Below are 5,175 nucleotides of genomic sequence, written 5' to 3'. Positions count from 1 at the left end.
CGCGTTGCCGTTGGCGGTGTTGTTGGCGCCCATGCCGATGGCGCCGGTGCCGCTGACGGTGTTCGGGTCGCCGATCGCCACCGCGCCGTCGCCGTTCACCGTCTGGCCCTCGCCGATCGCCACCGCGCCGGTGCCGCCCAGCACCTGCGAGTTGTGGCCGATCGCGACCGAGCCCGGGCCGGCCGCGGCCGCCACCGAGACGGTGTCGCCGAGCGCCACGGTCGAGGCCGCGAGCGCCTGGGAGGAAGCGCCGAGCGCGGTCGCGCGCAGGCCCGTTGCCGTTGCGGTGTCGCCGATGGCAAGCGCCTGGACGCCGGAGGCCACGCTCAGGGCGCCGATCGCGGTGGCGCTGCCGGCCGACGCATTGGCCTGCGTGCCGATCGCTAGGCCGTTGAGGCCGCTCGCATTGGCACTGGTGCCCACCACGACGGAATTGACGCCCGAGCCGATGGAGTTGTTGCCCAGCACCATCGCGCCGTCAGCCGAAGCCGTCGCGCTGACGCCCAGGGCGGCCGCGTTGTTGCCGGAAGCCTCGGTATCGAAGCCGGCCGCCAAGGCGTTGACGCCGCTGGTGTTGGCGCCGCTGCCGATCGCGGTGGCGTTCGCGGCGGCGGCGTTGGCGCCGGGGCCGACGGCCGCGGAGGTCTCGCCGGAAGCGTTGGAGAAGACACCGAGCGCCAGGCTGTTGGTGGCGCCGGCATTGGCATTGGCGCCGAGGGCGGTCGAGCCGCTGGCCCCGGCGGCAACGGCGAGCACGCCCACCGCGACGGATTGGCTGGCCGAGGCCGCTGCCGAATCGCCGACCGCCAGGGACTGATTGCCGCTCGCATTGGCCTGATAGCCCATCGCGATGGCGCGGTTGGCGGAAGCGGTGGTCGCGATGCCGACCGCCATCGAATTGTCCCCGGTGGCGCCGTTGTTGGTGTAGTTCCCCTGCTGGGCAGGGACGGCGTTCACACCGTAGTAGTGCAGCGGCGTGCTGGCCGCGATGGCCTGGACCGCCTGGTTGGTGGCGAAGAGCTGGCTGCCGTTGATCGCGTCGGTCGAGTCCCCCGCGATGCGGCCGGCCGCGACATTGGTGATCGTCCGCTCCGCCCCCGCGGCGCCGACGCTGACCGTGCTGCCCGGCGTGGTGCCGGCGAAGTTGTAGGTGGTGCCGCCGATCACCGTGCTGGCCGTGCCGACCGCCGCCGCGGTCGTGCTGCCGGAGCCCAGCGCCACCGCGCCGGCCTGGCCCGCCGTGGCGCCGCTGCCCAGGGCGAGCGCCTGCGCCGCCGACGCGGTGCTGGCCCCGCCCAGGGCGATGGCATCATCCGCCGTCGCATTGGCCTGCGCGGTGCCGTTGGCGCCGATGGCGATCGAACCGGCGCCGGTGGACTGGACGGTGTCGCCGATGGCGATGGCGCGGGCCCCGGACGCGTTGGTGCCGGTGCCGATCGCGATGGAGGCGTGGTCGCCCGCATTGGCATTGATGCCGGCCGCCACCGAGAACTCGCCGGCGGCATTGGCGTTGGTGCCGACCGCGGTCGCGCCGCCATTGGTTCCCGCGGCGACGGCCCCGCTGCCGAGCGCAGTGCCGTTCACGGCCGAGACCGTGGCGGAGGCGCCGACCGCCGTCGCGTTAGCGGCCGTAGCGGCGGCCGCGTTGCCCACCGCGATCGCGTTCTCGGCCGAGGCGTTGGCGTGGAAGCCGACCGCCGTGGAGGCCAGCCCTGTTGCGATGGACTGGAAGCCGGTCGCGGTCGCGAAATCGGCGGTGGCGAGGCTGCCGGCGCCGAGGGCCGTTGCCTGCTGGGTCGCCGCATTGGCATTCTGGCCGAAGGCCGTCGCCCAATCGCCATTGGCCTTCGCGCCCGTGCCGACCGCGGTCGTGAAGGAGCCGGTCGCGTTGGCGTTCAGGCCGAGCGCGATCGCGCCGCCCGACGGCCCCGTGGCGACGGCGCTGGTGCCGATGGCGATGCTGTCCGCGGCCGCCGCGTTGGCCAGGCTGCCCACCGCGATCGAGTTCTCGGCCGTCGCGTTGGCTGCGTTGCCCATCGCGATCGAGGTCACGCCCAGGGCGTTGGCATGCAGACCGACCGCCGTGGCCCCCAGCCCCCCTGCCGTGGCCTGGAGGCCCACAGCAACAGCGAGATCCGCGCTGGTGATGCTGCCGGAGCCGAAGGCTTGGCCCGAGCCGCCTGTCGCTTTGGTGTTGAAGCCTACGGCCATCGAGTTCGTCCCCGTCGCCGAAGCCTCGGGGCCGATCGCGATGGCATTGGCGCCCGTGGCGCCGTTGTTGGTGTAGTTCCCCTGCTGTAACCCGCCATCGTTGACGCTGACGTAGTGGGTCGGCGTGCTGGCGGCGATGGCCGAGACCGCCTGGTTGGTGGCGAAGAGCTGGCTGCCGTTGATCGCGTCGGTCGAGTCCCCCGCGATGCGGCCGGCCGCGACGTTGGTGATCGTCCGCTCGGCGCCCGCGGCGCCGACGCTGACCGTGCTGGCCGGGGTCGCCCCGGCGAAGTTGTAGGTGGTGCCGCCGATCACCGTGCTGGGCGTGGCGACCGCCGCCGCCGTCACCGAGCCCGAGCCCAGCGCCACCGACCCCGCCTGGCCGGCCGTGGCGCCGTTGCCGAGCGCCATCGCGTTGTTCGCGCCGGCCGCCGCCGCGTTGCCCAGGGCGACGGTGCTGGTGCCGGTGGCGTTGGCGGCATTGCCCAGCGCCACGGCGCCGAGGCCGTTGGCGATGTTGGTGTTGCCCAGCGCCACGGCGCCGTTCCCGGTCGCCGCGTTGTTGGCGCCCATGCCGACCGCGCCGGTGCCGCTGACGGTGTTCGGATCGCCGATGGCGACCGCGCCGTTGCCGTTGACGACCTGGCCCTCGCCGATCGCCACCGCCCCGGTGCCGCCGTTCACCGTCGAGTTGTGGCCGATCGCGACCGAGCCGGGGCCGGCCGCCGCAGCGACCGTGTTGGTGTCGCCCAGCGCCACGCTCGAGGCCGCCAGCGACTGCGAGGCGTTGCCGATCGCGGTGGCGCCCGCGACCGTCGCATTGGCCGTCGTGCCGATGGCGATGGAATTCAGGCCTGCGGCATTGGCCGAACGTCCCCCGGCGAACGCATTTTCCGCCCCCGTCGTGGAGCCGGCACCGATCGCCGTGGAATTGGGCCCTATGGCGGTGGCGAAGGATCCCACGCCGATGGAGCCGGCTGCGGCGGCACTGGCCGAACGGCCGACCGCGACCGCATTGACGCCGCTTGCGGCCGTGGCGGCGCCCAGCGCCGTGGCGCTCGGGCCCGTGGCGCTCGCGTTATTGCCGACCGCCGCGGCGGATACGCCCGTGGCCTGGGCCCCCGACCCCGCCGCCACCGAGCCGACCCCACTCGACGCGGCCGCGAGGCCCAGGCCCAGCGAGAAGTTGCCGGCCGCATTGGCGGTCGAGCCGACCGCCACGGCGGCCTGGCCCGCGGCGTTCGAGCTGACCCCGATCGCGGTGGCACCACCCGTACCGGTCGCCTTCGAGGCGCGGCCCATGGCGATCGCGTCCTGGGCGGAGGCCGTCACATCGGTGCCGATGCCGATGGCGCTTTCCGCCGTGGCCCCCGTTCCCGCGACGGTGCGCGCGCCGAGATAGATCGAGTTCACCTGGGACGCGATCGACTGCCAGCCGATCGCGATCGAGCTGTTGCTGCTCGAATTGGCCGACAGCCCCATGGCCACCGAGCCGAGGCCGCTGGCCCTGGCCGAAGACCCGACCGCGACGGAATTCTCGGCGGTCGATTGTGCCCCAAATCCCAAAGCGGTCGCCTGAATGGCGTTGGCGAGCGCGCTCGGGCCGAAGGCCGACGAGCTCGCGCCGCTCGCCGTGGCGCTCGCGCCTGCGGCGATCGAATTACCGCCGGTGGCGCGCGAAAGGACACCCAACGCCGTCGCATTCCCCCCGCTGGCGCCGGCATTGTTGCCAAGGGCGAGCGAGCTGACGCCGCTTGCCCTGGAGTTGACGCCGAGGGACGTTGCCCCCTCAGCGACGGCCTGGGCGTTTCCGCCCAGGGCGAGGGCGTTGGTGCCGGTCGCGTTCGAAAACACACCGATGGCGATCGCGTTCAGGCCGTTGGTGCTGTTGGTGTAGCCGATCGAGATCGAACCATCGCCGGTTGCGGTGGTGCTGGTGCCCAGCGCCACGGAGTTGGCGCCGTTTGCCCTGGCGGTGTTGCCGACGGCGGTCGAGGCTTGGCCGGCGGCGACGCTGCCGGGGCCCAAGACGGCCTGCGCGGAGGCCATCTGCGGCAGCATCACCTGCGAGGCGAGTTGCACCACCAGCGTCGCCAGCGCCACGCCGGCATAGCCCCCCCGGGCCCGGCGCAGCACCGCGAACAGACTGGCCGATTCGGCGACATCGGTGGCGAGCGTGGCGCCGCCGACGGCGCCGCCGGTGCCGAGGGCCCCGAGACCCAGCCGGTCCCGCTTCATCCCGAGCGCACGATGCGCCCGGCGCAGCGCCGCCATCAGGCGCCGCCGCATGGACTTGCTGGGCTGGTCGGCACCGGCGACCCAGTTGTTGGCGAAATGGGAGTGACGCCGGACGGTCTGACGGGTCTCGAAATGGTTGCCGCTCATGATGTCATCCCCTGCCGAAATGCGTGTCTGAAACGATGTTGCCGCCGGTGCGTCCGGCGATTGCTGGATGAAGGAATCGGACGTTGGTCCCGCCCGCGGATCCGGAGGCCGGCAGTCCGGCCCGTCCGCAAACGCATCGGCGGCGGGCCCCACCGGCTCCGCCGCTGCCACATCCAGGGACCGATCATCCGATCGATTCATCCCACCCCTCCCCAACAAGAACTGCCGACACCCCCGAGCGCGGCGCGACCCATGCGGCCTGTCCAAAGACAGGCCAGGACCCGCGTCCTCGCTCGTCCCCGCGCCGAAGAAGATCGAAGTAAAAGCCGTCCCTCTTTTCGCCGATCGGCGTCCCCTGGGACGGCCTTGTTTCTCAAATCTTTTCCAGCAATCGGATGTGTGAAGAATTCCTCACGACTCAGACGCCGTCACTCCGCTGGGCGTCCCAACAATTGGCATGGCGTCCCAATTCGTCGCTTCAGCGCCGCCCTTGTGGCGTGACGGCAACAACCCTTTGCAATTTGAGGGAAATGCCGGCGGGGCAGGCTGGGCCTGGGTCGGGCGGAAAGGCCGGAGCCA

The 5,175-nt window shown here is 72.4% G+C and carries 1 protein-coding gene; it reads right to left on the bottom strand.

The features are described 5' to 3' along the window. A partial coding sequence (locus ACTOWL_RS37495; RefSeq protein ID WP_441326398.1) for a beta strand repeat-containing protein occupies positions 1-4,596 on the bottom strand: 4,596 nt, incomplete at its 3' end. Between the last annotated feature and the right edge of the window lie 579 nt (positions 4,597-5,175).

The sequence above is a fragment of the Inquilinus sp. CA228 genome (assembly GCF_052078665.1).
In the GTDB taxonomy this organism is placed as follows: Bacteria; Pseudomonadota; Alphaproteobacteria; order DSM-16000; family Inquilinaceae; genus Inquilinus.
Note: the sequence above shows the minus strand (reverse complement) of the source record. Positions and strands in the feature narration are given on the sequence as shown.